Genomic DNA, 15,770 nt, shown 5'->3' on the forward strand with positions numbered 1-15,770 from the left:
GCGCGGGCCCGCGGGCATCCCGGAGGGATTCGCGATGACCCACCTCGACCGGCCCCCGGCCGTCGAAGTCCACCACCCCCAACCCATCACCCCGCACCCGACCGCCGCACCCCTGGTGCCCGTGCAGCCGGGCACGGCGGCTCAGGTTCAAAGCGTCGTGCTGCCGGACGGTCGGGTCATCACCGGCTACGCCATCGAGCCGGTCAAGCCCGAACCCGTCACGGCCAAGCCCGCCATCTCCCCCACGGCGGTGAACATCGCCCTCGGCGGGATCGGGTTCGCCGCGGTCTGTGGCGGGCTGTTCCTGCTCACTGCGTTCATCGCTGCCCTGACCGCATTCATCACACAGCTCATCATCCTGGCCGCGGTCATCTTCGGCGGCTGGATCGCCGTGCAGATCTTCAGCGCGAACCGCCCCAGCCACGGGACCACGGTCAACATCCGCAAGGCAGTCATCAAGCGCAACCACTTCCACAACTAGATATGCCCGGAGCGACCGCCCCATCTCGCCAAAGAAGCGCGGTCGCCCCGGCCCAACCAGCCTCAACAGACCTGTTGGAGGTCTCCAGCATGACCCATGAAGCACGTTCCGCACTGCTGCGCGCGGCCATGGACGCTGCCGAACGCGGCTGGGCGGTCTTCCCTCTCCGCCCCGGCACCAAGCGGCCAGCGCTGCACGGTGAGGAGTCCTGCCCCGGTATCGGGGATTGCGCGGGTTTCCACCGCAAGTGGGAGGACCGCGCTACCACCGACCCCGGCCGCATCCGTCGTGCCTGGGGCGATGTGCCGTTCAACGTCGGCATCGCCACCGGCCCGTCCGGGCTGGTCGTCGTGGATCTCGACATGCCCAAGCACAAGGGCAGCGCGGACACGCCTTCCGGCGTGACGACCTTTGCGGCGCTCTGCGAGCGCGCCGGGCAGGTCGTCCCCACGACCCTCACGGTGCGGACCGCGAGCGGCGGGCAGCACCTGTACTTCACCGCCCCCGAGGGCGCCCGGCTGGGCAACAGCGCCGGAAGGTTGGGCAAGCGGATCGACACCCGCGCCTGGGGCGGCTACGTCGTCGCCCCCGGCAGCACCACCCCGCGCGGCACGTACGCCGTGACCGATCCGGCGCCGGTCGCCCCGCTCCCGGGGTGGCTGTATGCCCTCCTGTCGCCCCGTCAGGCTGCGCGGGCCGTCATCGATCCGTCGTCCGTCCGCGCGTCGTACAGGGCCTCTCGTTACGCCTCTACGGCCCTGACGGCGGAGACGGCGGCGGTGCAGCACGCTGGCGAGGGTGAGCGTAACGCCACCCTGTTGCGCGCGGCGCGGGCCCTGGGGCGGTTCATCGTGTGGGGCGACCTTCCCCGGTCGGTGGTGGAGGAGGCTCTTCAGGAGGCGGGGGCGTGGGCCGGACTGCCGGATGCCGAGTGCCGCACCACCATCCGCAGCGGTCTGAACTGGTCCATCGCACGCAACCAGCAGCGGAGGACCGCATGAGCACCCCTCCCCGCCCCCACCTGAAGAGCCTGCCCAGCACCCCCGACCAGCCGAGCACCGCCGAACCGGCCCAGACTCGGGACGGTCGTAGCGCGCCGAAAGACGTCGCCCGTCAGGGCGTCCCTTCTGCTGTTCGTCCTGACCCGCACCAGGTCACGGTGAGCGGCATCACGCCGGGTCTCCAGATCCGCGGCCTGCTGAAGCGTGTGCCTATCGCGGACTGGCTGTGCCGCTGTGGCCACCACGAACGCGCGGTCGGTCGCACCGCGGTCATCGAGTTGACCACCCGCGTACGCGTCGGCGAATGCCCCCACCGCACCCCCGCGGCTGCTGAGACGGAAAGGCGGTTCGCCGCATGACCAGCCCCGCAGCACAGACCACCGCCACGACAGACGGCGCGGCCCTGCTCGACGAGGTGGAGCAGTTCCACCGCCGGTTCAACGTCTTCCCGCTCGACGCGGCCTACGTCGCTGTCACGCTCTGGGACGCTCACGCGCACCTGCTGGACTGCTTCGACTCCACCCCGCGCCTGGCGTTCCTCTCCCCGGAACCGGGGTCGGGGAAGTCCCGGGCGTTGGAGATCGTGGAAACCCTGGTGCCTCAGCCCATGGTGGCCGTCAACGCCAGTGCGGCGGCCCTGTTCCGGGCCGTCTCCGGTGCCGAGGGACGACCCACGATCCTCTTCGATGAGATCGATACCGTCTTCGGCCCCAAGGCAGGAGACAACGAAGAGCTGCGCGGGTTCCTCAACGCAGGTCACCGCCGCTCCGGCGTCACCTACCGGTGCGTGGGAGACGGCGGGAACCAGAGCGTGCAGGCGTTCCCCTCCTACGCGGGCGTGGCCGTCGCGGGGCTGGGCTCGCTGCCCGACACGATCCTGACCCGCTCGGTCATCATCCGCATGCGCCGCCGGGCCAGGAACGAGAAGGTCCAGCCGTTCCGGCAGCGCGTCCACACCCAAGAGGGTCACGCGCTGCGGGACCGGCTCGCGGCCTGGGCTGACAGCGTGCGGCACCTGGTCGATGGGGTCTTCCCCGCCATGCCGGAGGAGGTGACCGACCGGCCCGCGGACGTCTGGGAGCCCCTGATCGCCGTCGCTGATGCGGCCGGTGGGGACTGGCCGGAGCGGGCCCGCGCGGCGTGCGTGGAGCTGGTCAACGCGGCCAAGGCAGATGACAAAGGCAGCGTCGGCATCCGGCTGCTGACCGATCTGCGGGACCACGTGCTCAACGGCATCGACCGACTTCCCACCGTCGCGGTGCTGGAGCGGCTGCACAGCCTGGACGAAGCCCCCTGGGCCGACATGGGCGGCAAGCCGCTCGACTCCCGCGGGCTGGCCAAGCTGCTGCGCGAGTACATGACCGCCGACAACCGGCCCGTCACCGCTCGGAACATCAAGACCGGCGGCGGGGTCCTCAAGGGCTACTACGCGGCCGATCTCGCCGATGCCTGGGCCCGCTACTGCCCCCCACCCCCGGAAACAGCGCTACTTCCGCTACCTCCGCTACCGGGCAGGTCAGAGCCCTAAAACCGGTAGCGGATCAGCGCGAATCATCCGCTACCGAGCACCACCCTGCCGCTACCGGCCCCGGCCCGCTCCGGGCGCCGGTAGCGGCACCCATCCGCTACCGCTACCCCAATCCGCTACCTGGATCATGCCCCTGACCAGGGCGGTAGCGGAGGTAGCGGAAGTAGCGGACCTGAGAGGGAGGGGCCGGGCGCCCCTACAGCCGTTCACGGAGGCGTTGCCCCAATGAGCATCACGAGCCTGCCGACGACGCACGAACTCCTGACAGTCCCTGAGGTCATGGCGGCCCTGCGGCTCAGCCGCTTCAAGGTCTACGACCTCATCCGCTCCGGCGAACTCCGGAGCTTCACCATCGGCCGGGCGCGACGGGTCCCCGCCGATGCGCTCCGCACATTCATTGATGAACAGCTCAAGGAGGCTGCATAGATGCCCCGAGGCCGTAAGAACCCCAACGGCGCGGGTTCGATCACCCAGCGCAAAGACGGCCGGTACATGGGCATGGCCTACGTCACGACTGCCTCAGGCCACAGGAAGAGGAAGTTCGTCTACGGGAAGACCTGGGACGAGGCGCACGAGAAGCTGGTCGAGCTGCACGCCATGGAGCACAGCGGCGTACCGATCCCGGACACGAACGCGACGGTGAAGGAGTACTTCACCTACTGGCTGGCCGAGGAAATCAAGCCCAACCGGAGGCCCAAGACGTACCAGGGCTACGAAAGCGTGGTGCGCACGCACCTCGTACCTGGGCTCGGCAAGAAGAAGATCCGGACGCTGCGCGCACAGGAGGTACGCGCCTGGATCAACCGGGTCCGGGCCGAGTGCCAGTGCTGCAAGCACGAATGGGACGCACAGCGGAAGCGCTCGGAGTGCTGCGCTGCCGGGCAGTGCTGCCAGTCCACCCTTTCGCCGCGCATGGTCCAGTTCATCCACGCAGTCCTTCGGAACGGGCTCCAGCACGCAGTCAGAGAGGAACTGATCACCAGGAACGTCGCCAAGCTGGTCCAGGTCACCACGCCCTCGTACGGGACCGGCCAAGGTCTCTCGGCATCCATGGCCAAGCTGGTCTTGAAGGAACTGCGTGAGCACCGCATGTACGCGCTGTACGTGCTCGCCATGACGCTGGGGATGCGCCGCGGCGAACTGCTCGGACTCCACTGGGCCGCCGTGGATCTGGACAAGGGCACGCTCACGGTCGCCACGAACCTTCAGCGGGTCGGCGGTGAGCTGAGGATCGTTCTCCCCAAGACCAAGACCTCACAGCGCACCCTGCCTCTACCGCCTCTGGCCCTGGCCGCTCTGCGAGAGCACCAGGAGCGGCAGGCGCAGGAGAGGGCAGCGGCCGGTATGGAGTGGCGGGAGCACGACCTGGTGTTCCCGTCCCGGATCGGGACGCCGTACGAGCCGGACAACCTTCGCCGGAGCTGGGGGCCGGTCCGCCGGAAGTACGGGCTGACTCACCGTTTCCACGATCTTCGTCACACTTGCGTCACCCTGCTGCTCGACCTCGGGGTGCCGCCGCACGTGGTGATGCAGATTGCCGGACACAGCGACCTTGAGGTGACCATGGGTGTCTACGCTCACGCCTCGCTGGACGAGAAGCGCCGGGCGCTGGAACGGCTGGACGAGGCACTTTCCTGAGCGGTTGATGTCACCAGGTGATGTCACGGGCACGAAAACGCCCTCTCCGATGATCTTCGGAGAGGGCGTGTGCCCTGGTGAGGGCTGCGGTGGCTGGGGCCGGGGTCGAACCGGCGACCTTCCGCTTTTCAGGCGGACGCTCGTACCAACTGAGCTACCCAGCCGCAGCGGTCCTGACGGGATTTGAACCCGCGGCCTCCACCTTGACAGGGTGGCGAGCACTCCAAACTGCTCCACAGGACCTTGCGTGTACGAGCACGAGTCTCGCACATGTGGGGTGCGGTCCCAACGGGATTTCCCGCCGTGGATTCGCACTCCTCGCGATTTCGAACCGGGGCCTTGATTTTTCTCCGCCGCGTCGTTGTCGCTGGATCAGCGTATCAGACCTCTGACCGTGTCCTGACCGCTCACCGAGGGGTCAGGACACGGCCGGTGTCGGCCCGGTTCAGGGGCGGCCGCCGCGCTCCAGGGGGATCCGCTCGCCCGCCTCGATCGCGACCGGCAGCCGGTTCTCGGCGGGCGGCAGGGGGCAGGTCGCGAGGTCGGTGTAGGCGCAGGGGAGGTTGGTGGCGCGGTTGAAGTCGAGGGTGACCCGGCCGGCGTCGTCGGGGGCGTCGATCTGGAGGGAGCGGTTCGCGGCGTAGGTGGTCACGCCCGAGGTCGCGTCGGTGAGGAGCACCATCAGGCTGCCGGGCCACTTGCCGTTGAAGGCGGTGAGCCGGAAGGTCTCGCCGTTCAGCTCGAACTCGACCTGGCCGGGCGCGTCGTAGACGTGCTCCAGCCCCTCCGCCACGGCGCCCACGGTGATCGCGCGCGGCTCGTCGAAGGGGAGGTAACGGCCGCCGCGGACCCAGCGGGGGTCGGGGGCGAACGCGGGGGTGTCGGTGAAGGCGGTGCGGAGGGGGTTGCCGGGGTGGCGGGGGCGGACGATGTCGTGGCCGCCGCGCTTGGCGACCTCGATCACCGCGTCGCCGTACCCCGCGTACAGGCTGTCCCGCTCGGCGATCGCCCCGAAGGCGTACCGTCCGTGCACCGCCGTGCCGTCGATCGTCAGCTCCTCGCCGTCGGCCAGCTCCACGACCACGCCCTCCGGGCCGCTGGACCACGCCCCGGGGGCGTCCTCGAAGCGGGCAGGCTCCGGGCTCAGCCAGTGCAGGCCGGTGATCGCGAGAAAGCCGTGGGGGTCGGCGAGTGCCTGCTCATGGGCGCGGTGCCACCGCTCCCACTCCTCGGCGAAGCTCATCCGGTCGACGTCCTGGACGGTCATCTGCGCTCCCTCGCGTGCGTGGGGTCTGCGGCGGGTCCGTCGCGTACAACCCCGTGGGGGAGGAAGTCATTCCGGGAGTTCTGGAGTTCCGGGGAGTTCTGGGCGTTCTGGGAGTTCCGGGGTTTCCGGAGTGCGTGTGGGCATAAAAAAAGTCACCGGCAGGTACGTTCCGACCTGCGGTGACTAAATGAAAGTGGTGCCCCCAACGGGATTCGAACCCGTGCTACCGCCTTGAAAGGGCGGCGTCCTGGGCCACTAGACGATGAGGGCCGATGGCCCACCTGGGCGCCTTGCGGCGCTTTCGGGGACGCGAGAAGCATATGGGATGCCGGTGAGGTTCGCCAAAACGGTTTACGGAGTGGTGGGTGTCGGCGTCGCCCCTGGGCGGTTCTCGGCGGGCAGATGACGGCTGACCTCGGCCTTCGCCAGGCCCAGACCGCCCAGATCGATCTCGTCCCACGCCTGGAGCCGTCGCGTGTCCCGGTCCAGATAGAGGACCGAAGCCTGCACCGTGTCCGGTGTGCCGTCGTCCACCGCGCGCAGCCCGCTGCCGCCCGTCGACCCCTCGGTCATCAGCCGGGTGCCGCCGGGGAGCACCTCCGTACGGCGGTGATGGACATGGCCGGTGAGGGCGAGCGGCACCGTGCCGTCGGTCTCCCGGGCGGCGATCGGGTTGTGGGCGAGGGCGATGTCGACCGGGGCGCCGGTGGCCTTACGGTCCCGGATCGCCTCGGCCAGTCGCCGCCCGGCGCTGTGCTCGGCCGCGTCACCGGCGGCCGCCCTGGAACGGTCGGGGGTGAACTGCGGATCGCCGATGCCCGCGATCCGCAGCCCGGCGACGTTGATCACCTCGCCGTGGTCCACCACATGCGCCCCCTTGCGCTGGGCGAGGTAGCGCTGGGTCGACGCCGAGTCGTGGTTGCCGCGCACCCAGACGTAGGGGGCGCCGAGGTCGGAGACGGGGTCGAGGAAGCCGTTCTCGGCGGCGGTGCCGTGGTCCATCGTGTCGCCCGTGTCGATGATCACGCTGACCTTGTACTGCCGCACCAGCGATTCCACGATGTGCCACGCGGCCGGATTGAGATGGACGTCCGAGATGTGCAGCACCCGCATGGTGGTCGGATCGGGTTGATACGCGGGGAGCGTCGAGGTCGCCTCGTAGAGCTGGGTGACATTGGTCACCAGCCGGGCCAACTCCCGCTGATACACGTCGAAATCGCTCACGATGCTGCGCGCGTTGCCGACCACCGAGGGGGCGCTGGAGAGCAGCCCGGAGTAGCGCGGCTCCAGGACGGAATTGGGGTTCCAGGTCGCGTATACGGCGCCCCCGGAGGCGGTCAGCAGCGTGAGCGCGAGCCCCCCGGCGGCCAGCGCCCGGCGCGGACGGCCGTAGACCGCCAGGCCCAGCGCGGTGGCGCCGAAGACGACGGCGACGCAGGAGCGGAACGCGAGGCCGAGGGTGCCGCGGGTGACATCGGTCGCGACCTCGTCCTGCAGTCCGGAGAGCCGCTCGGGGTGGTGGACGAGGGCCTGGGACCGTATGGGGTCGAGCCGGTCCACATCCACGTCCAGGCGGAGCGGAGCGTGGTGGCTGTCCAGCTCGAGTGCGCCGAGCGGGGCCACGTTGATCTTGGTGCCGCCGGTGAGGGACGGCCGCAGCGCCATCCGGGTGTCCATGGGGCCCACGGAGATATGGACGCTGCCGACCACCAGCAGTCCGATCCAGGCGCCGAGGACGGTCACGGCGGCCAGCCCGGCGGCGCGGACGAGGGGGCGGGGGCGCGCGGTGGGGTCTAGCGCCGAGGGATCGAACGCTGCGGCGTTGGGGGAGGCGGCGGGGGAGGGCGTCTGCGAGGGGCGGCGGAAGCGGCGAATGGGGGAGACGGCCGCGGTACGTGCGCGCTGAGCGGTGGCACGGACCAGCCGGAGCGGTTCGCGGGCCATTGCTCCCGTATGCCCGGCCGTACGGGGGCGTATGCCTGGGCGGGGCGGGGGCGGGCCTTGTGCGGGCGGGCGGTGCGGTGCGGTGCGCCTGGTGCCGGGGGAGGCGGCGGTGCGCCCGGTGCCTGTGCGGTGGCGGCGCGTCTGATGCCTGTGCGGTGGCGGCGCGCCAGGTGCCTGTGCGGTGGCGGCGCGCCAGGTGCCTGTGCGGTGGCGGCGCGCCAGGTGCCTGTGCGGTGGCGGCGCGCCAGGTGCCTGTCCTGCGTCCGGCGCGGATGCCTTGGCGCGGACCGCTCCTTTTCCGGGCCCGGCTGCCTGACAATGGCCTCGTGCTGGAGATGACGCGCGAGGAGTTCGAGGAACTGGTCGCCGAGGCGCTGGACCGGATTCCGCCGGAGCTGACACGCCTCATGGACAACGTCGCCGTGTTCGTGGAGGACGAGCCGTCGGCGGAGGATCCCGAGCTGCTCGGGCTCTACGAGGGGACGCCGCTCACCGACCGGGGTGAGTGGTACGCGGGCGTCCTGCCGGACCGGATCACGGTCTACCGGGGTCCGACGCTGCGGATGAGCGAGACGCGGGAGGACGTCGTCCAGGAGACCGAGGTGACCGTGGTCCATGAGATCGCGCACCACTTCGGGATCGACGACGCCCGGCTGCACGTGCTCGGCTACGGCTGATCCCTGCCCTCTGCCGGCCCCGGCTTCTGCCTACCCCGGTCCGCAGCCGGTATCGGCCTCCGGCCGCCCCCGCCTACGACCGACGCCGGACGCGCGGTCTACGCGATGGGCCGGGTCCGCGCCGTATGCGTGTCCTGGGCGGGGCGGGGCCAGTTGGGCAGGGCGTCACATCCCTGCCGTCTGGAGGTGTCCCGCGCATGCCTGGATTCCCCGTGCCCGGATCCCCCGCTCCTCGCACCGCCCGTTCCCCCCGGACGTCCCGGCCCTCCCGGCGCGCGCCCCATCCCGCGCCCCATCCCGCGCCCCATCCCGCGGCGCGCGGGGCGGCGCTCGCGGCGCTCGTGGCCGTCACGATGGCGCTGGGCGGCTGCATGAGCATCGCCGACGACCCCGAGCGGCCGGACAAACACCGCGGCTCCCACCAGAAGGGTGACGCGGCGGACACGGGCGGCGCCGCGGTGCGGTCGGACGGCAGGGGGCGTGCGTACGAGGACTCCGACCGGGACAAGAAGGACGGGAAGGGGAAGAAGGGCGAGAAGCGGAAGGACGGCGAGGACCGGTCGGCCTCGGCCTCCGCGACCGACCCCGAGACCGAGCCCTCGGCCCCGCCCGGTAAGCACGGGGCCCCGCACCATGGCCCGGCCCCCACCGCCCTGCCGCAGCCGGGCGGCGCCACCCCGTCCGACGCGCCACCCGCGCCCCGGCCGACGAGCCCGCCGCCGAGCGCGCCGGACCCGAAGCCGACCGACGCCGAGCCCCCGACCGCGCCCGCCTCCCCGCCGGCCCAGCCGGCGGGCTGAGCGACACCGGACGTCACGGGCCGACCCCGCGACGACCCAGGCCCAGAAGCCCCCCGCCTGGCACCGCTGTCCACCACCGACGGAGCTAATTTGCTCTTGAGGGGTGAAGGTGCGTATGGTGGTAGATCGTTTGATCCCATTTGCCCGGCGCCTCGTAAAAGTGCGCCGTGAGGCGCGTTCCTTGCCATCCCGTGGCTGACCGCATAGAGGCGGTCGTTTGCGACAACACGGAGTTTGGGCGCGTGCCGAGACTCCGGAAGGTTTCGCATTTCGCATGTCCGTTTCCACTGATCACGCCGTCATGCCCGCTGTCGACGAGCCGAGCGAGCTGACCGCTCCGGCCGAGCCGTTCGAACGGGACGAGCGCGACGAGCAGGCCGAGCAAGCCGACCAGACGGCGTCAACGGCGTCCTCTGAGCAAACCGCCACGGAAGCCCCCGAGACCCCTAAGGCGCCCGACATCACTTTCGCCGACCTCGGCCTCCCCGAACAGATCGTCCGCAAGCTGGCGCAGAACGGCGTGACCACGCCCTTCCCGATCCAGGCGGCGACCATCCCCGACGCCATGGCCGGGAAGGACATCCTCGGTCGCGGCCGTACCGGCTCCGGCAAGACCCTCTCGTTCGGTCTTCCGCTGCTGACCACGCTGGCCGGCGGACACACCGAGAAGAAGCGCCCCCGGGGCCTCATCCTGACCCCGACCCGCGAGCTGGCGATGCAGGTGAGCGACGCGCTGCAGCCTTACGGCGACGTCCTCGGCCTCAAGCTCAAGGTCGTCTGCGGCGGCACCTCGATGGGCAATCAGATCTACGCGCTGGAGCGCGGTGTCGACATCCTCGTCGCCACCCCGGGCCGGCTGCGCGACATCATCGACCGCGGCGCCGCGTCCCTCGACAAGGTCCAGGTCGCCGTCCTCGACGAGGCCGACCAGATGGCCGACATGGGCTTCCTGCCCGAGGTCACCGAGATTCTGGACCTGGTGCCGCAGGGCGGCCAGCGGCTGCTGTTCTCCGCGACGCTGGAGAACGAGATCGACAGCCTGGTCAAGCGCTACCTGGTCGACCCGGTCACCCACGAGGTCGACTCGGCACAGGGCGCGGTCACCACGATGACCCACCACGTGCTCGTCGTGAAGCCGAAGGACAAGGCCCCGGTCACCGCCGCCATCGCGGCGCGCAAGGGCCGCACCATCATCTTCGTACGGACCCAGCTGGGCGCCGACCGCGTCGCCGAGCAGCTGTGCGACGCGGGCGTACGCGCCGACGCGCTGCACGGCGGCATGACGCAGGGCGCCCGTACCCGCACCCTGGCCGACTTCAAGGACGGGTACGTCAATGTGCTCGTCGCCACGGACGTCGCCGCGCGCGGTATCCACGTCGACGGCATCGACCTGGTGCTGAACGTGGACCCGGCCGGCGACCACAAGGACTATCTGCACCGCTCCGGCCGTACGGCCCGGGCGGGCCAGAGCGGCACCGTCGTCTCGCTGGCCCTGCCGCACCAGCGCCGCCAGATCTTCCGGCTGATGGAGGACGCGGGCGTCGACGCCTCGCGTCACATCGTCGGCGGCGGCGGTGCGTTCGACGAGGACGTGGCCCTGATCACGGGCGCGCGTTCGCTCACCGAGGTGCAGGCGGAGGCGGCCTCGAACGCCGCCAAGCAGGCCGAGCGCGAGGCGCAGGACCTCAGCCGGGAGCTGGAGCGGGTGCAGCGGCGCGCGGTCGAGCTCCGCGAGGAGGCCGACCGGCTGTCCGCGCGGGCGGCGCGCGAGCGCGGCGAGACCGTGGCACCGGTGGAGCCCGCGGCCGAGGCCGGGGCGGAGACGGTGGCCGAGGCCGCTGTGACGCTGCCGGCGCAGCGTACGGCGGAGCCCGCGACCGTGCCCGCGGTGAAGGCCGCGGACGCCGCCGAGGGCGTGGGTGGCGACGAGGCGCCGCGCCGCTCCTCGTACGACCGCCGGGACAACGACCGTGGCGGTCGTTCCTTCGACCGTCGGGACAGCAACGACCGCGACCGTGGCGGCTTCAACCGGGACCGCCGCGATGACCGTCGCGACGACCGCCGTGACGACCGTGGCGGCTTCAGCCGCGACCGTCGGGAGAACGACCGTGGCGGTCGTTCCTTCGACCGTCGGGACAGCAACGACCGCGACCGTGGCGGCTTCAACCGGGACCGCCGCGATGACCGTCGCGACGACCGTGGCGGCTTCAGCCGCGACCGTCGGGAGAACGACCGTGGCGGTCGTTCCTTCGACCGTCGGGACAGCAACGACCGCGACCGTGGCGGCTTCAACCGCGACCGCCGTGACGACCGTGGCAACTTCGGACGGCGGGACGACCGTGGCGGCCGTCCGTACGAGCGCCGTGACGACCGTGGCGGCTTCAGCCGCGACCGCCGGGAGAACGACCGTGGCGGCCGTTCCTTCGAGCGCCGCGACCACAACCACCGTGGCGGGGACCGTCCGTTCAACCGCGACCGTCGCGACGACCGCCCGGCCCGCCGTGACGACCACCGGGGCGGCTCCACCGGCGGCCGTTCGTACGAGCGCTCCGGCGGCTCGTCCTTCGACCGGCGCGCCGACAAGCCGCGCTGGAAGCGCAACGGCTGATCGGGCCGTCAAGAGGGCCGTGCAACACCGCGCTGTTGCACGGCCCTTCGCTCCCGGAGGGTATTGGCTCGGGTGTTGGCCACTGGCCGAGCTATGCTGCGGGGGTGCGGGTCATTAGCTCAATTGGCAGAGCAGTGGACTTTTAATCCATTGGTTCAGGGTTCGAGCCCCTGATGACCCACCTCGGAAACCGCAGGCGCCATCGGTGACCTGCGGTTTCATCGTTTCTGAAGGTCCGGTCGCGCGGTCTTCCGCGGCCTGGGAGCGGGGTGTTCACACCCTCGTCGTACAGAAGATCGAGTCTCACTCGACCGGCGCTTGAGCAGATGCCGAACGGTACTCGACCGCAGAGCCTGAACCTGCTGCGTCTGACCCGCTGCTCGGAAACGCTTAAGGAGACTCCTCGTGCGACTCGCGACAACGATCCGCGGATTGATCCCCGTCATGGCGCTGGCGGTATCGGCATGGGCGGTTTCCGCACCGGCGTCCGCCGAAGGGAAGGGAGGCGGAGGAGGGGCGGGCGAGAAGGCGGCACCGGTGCCCTGCGGGGACGTGGCGGCGCTGATCACCGCGGTCAGCGAGGCCAACAGCTCACCATCGGGCGGGTCCGTCTCCCTGGCCACGGGGTGTGTGTACACACTGGGTACCGCGGCGTACACCGGCCCCAACGGCGCCGACGGACTGCCGCTCATCACCCGTGACGTGACCATCAGCGGGACCCAAGCGACCATCAGACGCAGTGCGTCCGCGGGCGACTTCCGGCTCGCGGAGATCGGGCCCGGTGGAAGCCTTACGGTCAACGGCGTGACCTTCTCGGGCGGCCAGGCGACCTCGGGGGCGGGCACCGACGGTGGTGGCATCTTCGACGCGGGCTCACTGAGGCTCATCAACGCCACGGTCACGGGCAACACCGCGAGCAACATCGGTGGTGGCGTCGAGGTTGCCTCGGGCGGCTCAGCGGTCCTTTCGGCCACGGATGTGACGCACAATTCCGCGGGGGACGGCGGCGGCATCCACATCAATACGTCGGCCACCCTCAGCGTCTCGGGCGGCAACATTTCCGACAACACCGCGTCCAGCTCGGGCGGCGGCGTCAGCAACTTCGGAGCGACGCTGCTGGGCGCCGTCACGGTCGCGCGGAACAGAACCACCAACTTCGAGGGCGGCGGCATCGCCACCGCGGTCGGAGATCTCACGATCAACGGCAGTCGGGTCGCCGAGAACACCGCCGGCAGTTTCGGTGGCGGTATCGCCAATATGGGCAGCGCACTGCGCGTGCTGGCCACCACCGTGTCCGGAAATACCGCCACGCTGAACGGCGGTGGTCTGTTCCAGCACGCGGGCACCACACAAATGATCGGCGACACGGTCACCGGTAATACGGCCAATGGCGGCCAGGGCGGCGGCATCTTCACCGACGGCGGCACGATCTCGCTCGCCGCGACCACGGTCTCCGGGAACAACCCGAACCAGTGCGTGCCGGCTCTCGCGGGATGCTGACCCACGCCGCTGAAGCACGCCGCTGAACGACCCGGCTGAATGCCGCGGCGCCCCCGGAAGCCGCTGCTTCCGGGGGCGCCGCACGCTCGATCGCGAGATCGGCCGTCAGTGCTTGCAGTCCTTCTTCTTGGCCTTCACCTTGGCCTTGGCGGCCTTGTGGTGCTTCTTGGCCTTGTGCGGGTCGGCCTTGGCCTTGTGGACCTTCTTGGCCTTGTGGTGCGAGTCCTTGGCCTTGTGCTTCTTCGGCGGGTCCTTGTGCACGACCACGACCGGGGCCGGCTCGTTGACGGCGATGTTCGTGCAGTCGGAGCCGATGTTGGTGTCGCCGGTCGGGGCGGCCACGCCGGTGATGAGGGTGGGGCCGGTGGCCGTGTCACACTCGTTGGACTGGAAGACCGAACCCACGTTCTGCGCGAAGTTCACGCAGTCCGAGCCGAGGGTGATGTCACCGGTCGGGGCCGCGGCACCGGTGTTGGTGGTGGCGCCGGTGTTGGTCTCACAGTGGTTTCGCTGAGCACTGCTGGACTGCGGGAAGAGCCCATGAGCACTCGCGCTACCGGCGCCGCCGACCACCATTGTGCCCGCGGCCGCCGCGGCCATGAGAGCTGCCTTCTTGCCGATCTGCATTGTTCTGGTGCCTCCATATCGGGTCTTCTCCGCGAATATTCCGCAGACACCCCTTGAACGAGATTTCCGCAATGCGGGATCCGGGACTATGCGAAGCATCACCCATCCGCCACAGTAAAGGTATATTCAGCAAAGGTATATTCAGTCGGTGCGGAAGTCGGTGGGTTTCTCTTCGCAAAAAATGAACGCGGCCCCGGGGAAATTTCCCCAAGGCCGCGTTCATGTCGAGCAGCTTTTTCCGGAAGCTCGGTGGCGAACTCCGGTGAGCTCGGTGTTTCAGGACCGCTGACGGTTTCCCTGGCCACCGCTCTTACCGCTCTTCGTGCCGTTCGCGCTCGTCCCCTGACTTCCGTTCTGGGGGTCGGAGCCGGCGACATTGGCACAGTTGGTCTCGGTGGTGACGTCGGAGCCGGGGCCGATCGTGATCGGGCCCAGCACGGAGGTGGTGCGACAGTCATTGCTCTGCTTCGTCACATCACCCGACTTGCTGACGTTGACGCAGTTGGTCCCGTTCTTGATTTCGGATCCGGGAGCCAGCGCGACGGTGATCGGACCGACGACGGAGTGGGTACGGCAGCGGTTCTCCTGCTCCGACACACCCGACTCGGCGGTGTTGACGCAGTCGGTCTGATTGCTGATCTCGGTCGGGCCTGCGGCCACGGTGACGGCGCCGACGACGGAACTGGTGGTGCAGCGATTGCTCTGCTTCCCGCCGTTGGCGCCTGCCGCGCGGCTGGGACCGGGATCGGTGGCGTCGGCTCCGCCCGCACCGCCGATGAGCAGCGCACCCACGGCGGCCACAAGGAGCGCCGACCTTTTGCGCATGTGCATAAAGAGCCTCCAATCTGGCTTTCGGTGCGGTGCGCTCGGCACCGTCACCGAAAAACCTTTTTCATGGCAGCGGCCCTGGAAGAGAAGCTTCCAGGGCCGCGATTCCCAACGGGGGGGATGCCTCATGGTGTTACCGCGGGCGGGAACACCATGAAAGGGTCAGCGACTCAGTGACGCTTGACGCTGTCGTCGTCGGTGGCGATGTTCGCGCAGTTCGAGCCGATCTTGGTGTCGCCCGTCGGGGCGGCAGCGCCGGTGACAAGGGTGATGCCGGTGGACGTGTCGCAGTCGTTGGCCTGCACGACCGAACCGTGGCTGTTGGTGAAGTTCACGCAGTCCGAACCGATGTTGATGTCGCCGGTGGGAGCGACACCGCCGAGGTTGCTGGTCGCACCGGTGGCCGTGTCACAGCTGTTGAGCTGCACGATGAAGTCGTCGTTGTTGTTGGCCAGGGCACCGCCCGCACCACCGATGACCAGAGCGCCGGCGGCCGCGGTCAGGAGAATCGCCTTCTTGCCGATGTTCACTTAATTCCTCCGTCTGGGTTGCTCCGCGAATTCCACGGACGCATGACACAACGAAGCTCATCAGTTAAGGCTTCGGGCTGCCAGTCAGCTTCACCCGTCCGGCATAGTGCGGCTCTTCCGGCGCGTGTTCTCCGAGAATCCCGCTAAGGGGGACCGCGCAAGGTCCATTTGGCCCAGCTCGGGCCGACTCGGCCCGGTGGACACCTGAATCCCTTTAATTGAATGAGGGGAAGTCGACTCCCCGGCGACTCCCCGGCGACTCCCCGGCGATCCCCGGCGATCCCCGGCAGAGGGAGCCTGGACGCGCTGGGACCCGGCGCCCACGGTGGCCGACCGGCCCA

General features: G+C 69.8%; 15 protein-coding genes and 4 tRNA genes. 11 read left to right on the forward strand and 8 right to left on the reverse strand.

The window, feature by feature from the left end; all coding sequences use genetic code 11:
- Window positions 1–34 precede the first annotated feature (34 nt).
- From CGL27_RS26120 to CGL27_RS26145, 6 genes are all read left to right on the forward strand, one after another.
- A complete protein-coding gene (locus CGL27_RS26120; protein WP_119990388.1) occupies window positions 35–481 on the forward strand; it encodes a hypothetical protein in 447 nt (148 codons plus the stop codon).
- Window positions 482–570: 89 nt separating this feature from the next.
- A complete protein-coding gene (locus tag CGL27_RS26125; RefSeq protein ID WP_119990391.1) occupies window positions 571–1,482 on the forward strand; it encodes a bifunctional DNA primase/polymerase in 912 nt (303 codons plus the stop codon).
- On the forward strand, window positions 1,479–1,841 hold the full coding sequence (locus tag CGL27_RS52270; RefSeq protein WP_240450640.1) for a hypothetical protein: 363 nt from the start codon (window positions 1,479–1,481) through the stop codon (window positions 1,839–1,841). Before CGL27_RS26125 ends, CGL27_RS52270 begins: the two co-directional genes overlap by 4 nt.
- Window positions 1,838–3,010 (forward strand): DUF3631 domain-containing protein, encoded by a 1,173-nt coding sequence (locus CGL27_RS26135; RefSeq protein WP_119990395.1) that lies wholly within the window; start codon window positions 1,838–1,840, stop codon window positions 3,008–3,010. The genes CGL27_RS52270 and CGL27_RS26135 overlap by 4 nt, the downstream gene beginning before the upstream one ends.
- 225 nt (window positions 3,011–3,235) lie before the next feature.
- Entirely contained in the window at window positions 3,236–3,436 is a 201-nt protein-coding gene (locus CGL27_RS26140; protein WP_119990397.1) for a helix-turn-helix domain-containing protein, read from the forward strand.
- A complete protein-coding gene (locus CGL27_RS26145) occupies window positions 3,437–4,648 on the forward strand; it encodes a site-specific integrase (RefSeq protein WP_119990399.1) in 1,212 nt (403 codons plus the stop codon). It abuts the gene before it with no gap.
- 90 nt (window positions 4,649–4,738) lie between these two features.
- Here CGL27_RS26145 and CGL27_RS26150 read toward each other — a convergent pair.
- The 5 genes from CGL27_RS26150 to CGL27_RS26170 all read right to left on the reverse strand — a co-directional run bounded on the left by CGL27_RS26150 (window position 4,739) and on the right by CGL27_RS26170 (window position 7,859).
- A tRNA-Phe gene (locus tag CGL27_RS26150) sits at window positions 4,739–4,812 on the reverse strand.
- A gap of 4 nt (window positions 4,813–4,816) precedes the next feature.
- Window positions 4,817–4,891 (reverse strand) — tRNA-Asp (locus tag CGL27_RS26155).
- 202 nt (window positions 4,892–5,093) lie between these two features.
- Window positions 5,094–5,915, reverse strand: coding sequence for a DUF1684 domain-containing protein (locus tag CGL27_RS26160; protein WP_119990400.1), 822 nt, complete (start codon window positions 5,913–5,915; stop codon window positions 5,094–5,096).
- A 194-nt stretch (window positions 5,916–6,109) separates the two neighbouring features.
- A tRNA-Glu gene (locus tag CGL27_RS26165) sits at window positions 6,110–6,185 on the reverse strand.
- Window positions 6,186–6,266: 81 nt separating this feature from the next.
- Complete coding sequence (locus tag CGL27_RS26170) at window positions 6,267–7,859, reverse strand: metallophosphoesterase (RefSeq protein ID WP_119990403.1); 1,593 nt, start codon at window positions 7,857–7,859, stop codon at window positions 6,267–6,269.
- Window positions 7,860–8,185: 326 nt separating this feature from the next.
- On the opposite strand from CGL27_RS26170, the gene CGL27_RS26175 reads away from it, so the two are divergent.
- The 5 genes from CGL27_RS26175 to CGL27_RS26195 all read left to right on the forward strand — a co-directional run bounded on the left by CGL27_RS26175 (window position 8,186) and on the right by CGL27_RS26195 (window position 13,444).
- On the forward strand, window positions 8,186–8,536 hold the full coding sequence (locus tag CGL27_RS26175; RefSeq protein WP_205587755.1) for a metallopeptidase family protein: 351 nt from the start codon (window positions 8,186–8,188) through the stop codon (window positions 8,534–8,536).
- 197 nt (window positions 8,537–8,733) lie between these two features.
- Complete coding sequence (locus CGL27_RS26180) at window positions 8,734–9,336, forward strand: hypothetical protein (RefSeq protein WP_119990405.1); 603 nt, start codon at window positions 8,734–8,736, stop codon at window positions 9,334–9,336.
- 274 nt (window positions 9,337–9,610) lie between these two features.
- Complete coding sequence (locus CGL27_RS26185) at window positions 9,611–11,944, forward strand: DEAD/DEAH box helicase (RefSeq protein ID WP_119990407.1); 2,334 nt, start codon at window positions 9,611–9,613, stop codon at window positions 11,942–11,944.
- 108 nt (window positions 11,945–12,052) lie between these two features.
- Window positions 12,053–12,125 (forward strand) — tRNA-Lys (locus CGL27_RS26190).
- A 224-nt stretch (window positions 12,126–12,349) separates the two neighbouring features.
- Window positions 12,350–13,444: a right-handed parallel beta-helix repeat-containing protein gene (locus CGL27_RS26195; RefSeq protein ID WP_119990409.1), complete on the forward strand. Its 1,095-nt coding sequence runs from the start codon at window positions 12,350–12,352 to the stop codon at window positions 13,442–13,444.
- Between the two features lie 105 nt (window positions 13,445–13,549).
- Here the strand turns inward: CGL27_RS26195 and CGL27_RS26200 are convergent, their stop codons facing one another.
- The 3 genes from CGL27_RS26200 to CGL27_RS26210 all read right to left on the reverse strand — a co-directional run bounded on the left by CGL27_RS26200 (window position 13,550) and on the right by CGL27_RS26210 (window position 15,429).
- The gene (locus CGL27_RS26200) at window positions 13,550–14,071 is read right to left on the reverse strand and encodes a hypothetical protein (protein WP_119990410.1); all 522 of its coding nucleotides are present in this window, start codon (window positions 14,069–14,071) and stop codon (window positions 13,550–13,552) included.
- Window positions 14,072–14,347: 276 nt separating this feature from the next.
- Window positions 14,348–14,902: a hypothetical protein gene (locus CGL27_RS26205; protein ID WP_119990412.1), complete on the reverse strand. Its 555-nt coding sequence runs from the start codon at window positions 14,900–14,902 to the stop codon at window positions 14,348–14,350.
- 167 nt (window positions 14,903–15,069) lie between these two features.
- Window positions 15,070–15,429, reverse strand: a complete 360-nt coding sequence (locus CGL27_RS26210) for a hypothetical protein (protein ID WP_119990414.1) — start codon at window positions 15,427–15,429, stop codon at window positions 15,070–15,072.
- Window positions 15,430–15,770: the final 341 nt, after the last annotated feature.

It is taken from the genome of Streptomyces sp. 11-1-2, assembly GCF_003595545.1.
Taxonomy (GTDB): domain Bacteria; phylum Actinomycetota; class Actinomycetes; order Streptomycetales; family Streptomycetaceae; genus Streptomyces; species Streptomyces hygroscopicus_B.